6 protein-coding genes are annotated in these 4,941 nt (G+C 64.8%); 2 read left to right on the top strand and 4 right to left on the bottom strand.

The genetic code is table 11. The features are described 5' to 3' along the window. Positions 1-276 precede the first annotated feature (276 nt). The 3 genes from H7F49_RS18860 to H7F49_RS18850 form a co-directional block, all read right to left on the bottom strand. Positions 277-1,554 (bottom strand): type II toxin-antitoxin system HipA family toxin, encoded by a 1,278-nt coding sequence (locus tag H7F49_RS18860; RefSeq protein ID WP_328806871.1) that lies wholly within the window; start codon positions 1,552-1,554, stop codon positions 277-279. Next, on the bottom strand, positions 1,551-1,799 hold the full coding sequence (locus tag H7F49_RS18855; protein ID WP_185685100.1) for a type II toxin-antitoxin system Y4mF family antitoxin: 249 nt from the start codon (positions 1,797-1,799) through the stop codon (positions 1,551-1,553). Before H7F49_RS18855 ends, H7F49_RS18860 begins: the two co-directional genes overlap by 4 nt. Positions 1,800-2,305: 506 nt before the next feature. Then, entirely contained in the window at positions 2,306-2,587 is a 282-nt protein-coding gene (locus H7F49_RS18850; protein ID WP_185685099.1) for a hypothetical protein, read from the bottom strand. A 240-nt stretch (positions 2,588-2,827) separates the two neighbouring features. On the opposite strand from H7F49_RS18850, the gene H7F49_RS18845 reads away from it, so the two are divergent. After that, entirely contained in the window at positions 2,828-3,385 is a 558-nt protein-coding gene (locus H7F49_RS18845; protein WP_235982350.1) for a hypothetical protein, read from the top strand. An 84-nt stretch (positions 3,386-3,469) separates the two neighbouring features. Here H7F49_RS18845 and H7F49_RS18840 read toward each other — a convergent pair whose 3' ends face one another. Next, on the bottom strand, positions 3,470-3,907 hold the full coding sequence (locus tag H7F49_RS18840) for a MucR family transcriptional regulator (protein WP_185685098.1): 438 nt from the start codon (positions 3,905-3,907) through the stop codon (positions 3,470-3,472). A gap of 413 nt (positions 3,908-4,320) precedes the next feature. Here H7F49_RS18840 and H7F49_RS18835 point away from each other — a divergent pair. After that, positions 4,321-4,941 (top strand): tyrosine-type recombinase/integrase (locus H7F49_RS18835; protein ID WP_185685097.1); only part of this gene is annotated, 621 nt, incomplete at its 3' end.

Below are 4,941 nucleotides of genomic sequence, written 5' to 3'. Positions count from 1 at the left end.
CTTGGTTGAAAGGAGCCGCGATCGTCTGCCTACTCGCCGCAGACCTCAACTTCGACCAGGCTGCAGATCAGCGGGCTGACCTCAAGGCAAGCACCACTCCCGCGCCAGCGGGTTCGTACAAGTCCCAGGGCCGGTCGTTAATGATGCAAGGCTCGTGGCGTTCGGCGGAGGAACGGTGCGCCAGGGTGTGGGGCAATCAGCCATAGCGAAGCCCCCAGGCAAGGATATTCAAGGTAGGGTGTGACCAGAGCCGGTCCTACCCAGTAAGGCGATTGCTTACGGCGAACCCGAGGCCTTCAACTCAAGCCGAGCGGCGCGGTCCGTTAAAAGGGTCCGCAAGGTATCCAGACGTTCTCCGGCAGGCAGGCCCGCGGAAAGCTCCGGCCGTCCAATTGCCACAAGCACCTGCCGAGAAAGCGCTGCGGCGCGGCGCCTGATGAAGGGGGCTGCCAGCCCGGCGTCCCTGGCGAACTGGGTGAAGGCCTCGCCGTCGACGTCCTCGAGGGTCGCAGCCTTGCCGAACTTCATGGCGAGGCGAGGGGAGAGCTGCGGCCAGGCCAGGGTGGACACGAGGTCGTAGAGTGGGGCGAGGACGACCTCGCCGCCAGCCTTGCGCAATAGGCTGAAGTTCTTGGCATGGGCATCGGCGTTGCCGATGATGAGGTTGAAGATCGCGGCATCGGCCAGTTTCAGCACTTCGATCGCGGGCCGGGTGGCCGCCTGCCGCAGCATGGCGAACACCTCGCGGAAGGTCGGCCCGCCATCGGCCGCATACTTGCGGTTCGATGGCACGCCGAGCGCCTGGGCAAAATCCTCCTGATGCAGCCGGTGGGCGACACCCTGTTCAATCACGCGGTCATAGCGTTCGACCAGCAGGAAGGGGTGCCCGCCAGCCTGCCGCCAGGACGCCGAGGCGGCATCGAGCCCAACGGCGTGGGCAAGGGCCAGGCAGAATGCTTCGTTTTCAGCGAGGCCAGCAAACCGGTCCGGCTCGGGCTTGATCAGGTGAGTGGAGGGCTCCCCCGGACGGGGGATCGCCACCTGTCCATCGACCATGACCACGGGGAGCTTGGACTGGGCCCCAGCCAGGCTCAACCTGGCTCCGCCTTCGCCGGCAAGCATGGGGGTGAGGGGCAAGCGTTCAAGCAGGGCGGCGAGTGCGCCGTCACTCAGCGCTTCGGCGGCCGGGTTGGAATCGGACCGCTCGGGCTGGTCCTCGACCGGCAGGAACGCCAGGGCACCCGCAACGTCACCGCCCAGGGCCTGCAGCAGCCGGAACGGATTGTCGGCAGATACCCCAAGCGCGCGGGCGATCGCGGTGCGCTGGGCTTCCTCGGGCAGCAGCCCGCCGAAGACCGCCTTGCAGATCCGATCATCGTAAGGTTCAGGTCGCTTGGGCATCGCCTGCGAAAGCGGAACCGCCTGCGGGTCATCCAGCCAATCGCCCGCATAGCAGAAGTGCATGGCACCGCCGCGGTCAAGCGTGAGCTCTCCCGCGATCCGCTCGCCCCACCATACGGACAGCCGATCGATGATATCGGCCTGAGTGGTCACGCCGAGCTCTTCGGCAAACCAGCGGTGCCCAGCGCCTCCCCATTCGGGCCGACGACCTGCAGCGAGCACCCCAGCGCCGCAAGAACAGCCATGGCCTTGCCCAGCTGGACGGTGGGCTTGCCGCGCTCGAGCTCTACGATGAACCTCAGGCCAACTCCGCTGGCGGCGGCAAGTTCATCCTGCCGCAACCCTAGTTGCTTGCGTTCGTCGCGAATGAGGCGGCCTAGGGTGATGGTATCATGCATGAAGATTTCCCGAACGGGAAAATAGGCTAACGCACCCGGGGAGACAAGCACAATTTTCCCGAGAGGGAAATTAGGAGCCATTGGGTCGCTGTGAAGAGCTCATTGTCCCGATCGGGAAATCGGCGAGGGCAAGCCGTCCGCTGCGCCATGCCTGCCTATCAGCCTGACGGCACTGCCCCGGGGAATGCCGAGCTCACGGCCACACAAATTCGCACCACGCTGATTCGGGATGGGTGGGAAGATCAGAGCTTCGGGCTTGAGCTGGTCTGCTCATGCTCTGCCAGCAGCACGCAGGTTGGTTCGACTGGCAATGCGCCGGGGCCAAACTGACGATTGGACGGTGGTTCATTGACGTTTGGACGGACTTTATGTCGCGGCTGTTCACAACCCCCAGGCATCATGTTCTGGATAGCGGCTTGCTGGCCTCGGGTACTGCACGGCCATGGCGAGCTGAAGCGTGGTTTGGGCCGGCGCAGCCAGGTGCTGCACCGGCTACGGCCTGGATCTCAGCTACCCTCAGGCCACTCATCGCCTTCGGGGATCGTTCCCGGCCAAGCGCCGATCGGGGACGACATCGCTGCCCGCTCATCATCGGTCATGAGTGCGGTCGGTACGGCAATCTGCAACTGTTCATGCCACTCGGGAACGGCGCTGATCGGAACCAGCAGGACCTCCACCTTGCCGTCAGCGAAGATTTCGAAGGCCCTGGTTCTGGCGAGTTCGATATAGCGCCGGAAATCGGCTGCGACATCGTCGACCGACACACGAAAGCAGGCATTGGGTCTCATGGGATTGAACCTTTCATCCAGACACAGCTGTCCTGACGATCGCGGAGCCGGAGCGATGCGGTCGGCAGGTGAAAGGTTCGGGTCTCAACCTATCACGTGGGCTGGGGACGTAAAGCGCCCGCCTCATGTTGCCACCGGTGACACTCTGCCCTCGCAGGCGAAGTGTCATCGGCGACAATCGGCATGGCGGAGCGGGAAGGGGGATTCACAGGATTCACCTTTTGTGCTCAATACTGGCGGATGGAACGAGACGCCTCTGTCGCCGGGATCGGCGAGATCTTCGCCAGCCTTGCTCGCCTGTCGCAGCGGCCGCGTTATGCCTGCCTGGTGCTCCAGCTGGTCTCCGAAATCGCCGACGGGCGAGGGGAGGCGGGGCCCTTCGTGATCCAGGCAGGGGAGCCCATGCTGCTGCGTGACTGGCTGTGCAGTCAGCTGATGCCGATCAGCGAGAAGGGCCGGCGGCGTGAGGCGCTGCGCCAGCGCGTGATCGCCGGGCTCAAGGATAGGCTGACCGGCGACCCGGCACGCGATGCTGCGCGGATCCAGGCTGCCGTCGAGGAGCAGGCCCAGACAGTCGGCCGGGCCAACATCAGCCGCGCGATCTCGGACCTGGTCCGGGCCGGCTTCGTGACGCGGCACTATGCCGGCTATGCCACCAACCATGACAATCGCGGTGGCGGACGGCATGCGGTCTATGTGGTGCAGCCCAAGGTTCTACAGCTGCTGCGGGGGACACCGCCCACAGCGGCCAGTCCAGGCACGCGGCCGGGACGGCAAGGGGAGCTCTTTGCCGCTTGAAGGGCGGGCCGGCCCGCCTGGTTTGAGGCTCCGGCCACCGGCGCGCGAGGCGCGCCAGTGGCCGGCAGGTCAGGGAAGGGGAGGTCAGGCCTTGGTGCGGCGGCGCGTGGCCTTTGCCGCAGGCTTGCGGCCGAGGCCGATCTTCTTGGCCAGCTCGCGGCGCTTTTCGGCATAGTCCGGCGCGACCATCGGATAGTCGGCGGGCAGGTTCCAGCGCGCGCGGTACTGTTCCGGGGTCATGTTGTAGTGCGTCATCAGGTGACGCTTCAGCATCTTCAGCTTCTTGCCGTCCTCGAGGCACACGATGTGGTCGGGCTTGACCGAGGAGCGGATCGAGACGGCGGGTTCCGGCGGAGCGACTTCGACGACGGCAGGCTGGCCCAGGCCAGACAGGGCGTTGTAGACATTGCTGATCAGTGTCCCGAGCTCGCCGACCGAGACCGAGTTGTTGCTGACATGGGCAGCCACGATATCTGAAGTGAGGGTGGTCAACGTTTCGGTGTTGTCTGCGCCGTCGGCCACGGTGTTCTCCTTTTTGTGCAAAACCCCGCTGCGCTATATTCGCAAGATCAAGTCATTACAATTGCGACTATTGTACCCGCGGCAAGTGGTGTGCAGGCATTCTAGCCATGGCGATGACAGCCGTGGCTGGGACGGGCTGAGCCACAATGAGACCTACCCGGCGATGCCGTCTCCCGTGCGCGAGGTCTTTCAGGCTGCGCCGGCGGAGAGCTAGGGTGGCAGGGTGATAACCCGGCTCAATTGCAGCCAAGTCTGATGGCGCAAGCGTTACGCTGGAGGCAGCAGTCGAGCAATGCACGAACCCGCTGCGCGGGAGGGTCGCTTGGGGTGGCGTAGCGTAGTATTGATCAGGCTTTAGGCAGGGCGGCGTCGCCTGCCGACCGTGGAGTTCCTTCAACGCAAAGGAACTCACGATGGATGCTGTCACGACCGCCGCCCCGAACACGTCGCTGCGCCAGCGGATGTTGCAGGATATGCAGATGCGTGGGCTTGGGGAGCACACGCAGAAGGATTACATCCGCCACGTTCGGCGCTTCGCTGCCTTTCTTGGCCAGCCTCCCGACACGGCCACCGTTGAAGATCTCCGGCGCTTTCAGCTCGATCAGCATGAACGCGCCGTTGGTCCGGGAACTATCAATGGGGCCGTGTCGGCGCTGCGGTTCCTCTTCGGCATCACCCTGAGGCGGCCGGAGATGGCGCTGGGGCTTGTCGTCATTCACGTCGCGCCCAAGTTGCGGGTGGTCTTGAGCGTCGAGGAGACCGCGCGGCTGCTCGAGGCGGCGCCAGGGATCAAGTACAAGGCAGCGCTCAGCGTGGCCTATGGCGCGGGCCTGCGGGTCTCGGAGGTTGCCCACCTCAAGGTTGGAGACATCGACAGCGAGCGCATGATCATCCGTGTCGAGCAGGGCAAGGGTCGCAAGGATCGCAATGCCATGCTCTCACCGCATCTGCTGGACCTGCTCCGGCAGTGGTGGCGCGAAGGCAAGCGGCGGGGGGTGATGCTGCCGCATGGCTGGCTGTTCCCCGGCCGCAGC

This window comes from Novosphingobium aerophilum (assembly GCF_014230305.1).
Taxonomy (GTDB): Bacteria; Pseudomonadota; Alphaproteobacteria; order Sphingomonadales; family Sphingomonadaceae; genus Novosphingobium; species Novosphingobium aerophilum.
The sequence above is the reverse complement of the archived record's forward strand: the minus strand, read 5'-3'. Positions and strand labels throughout refer to the sequence as shown.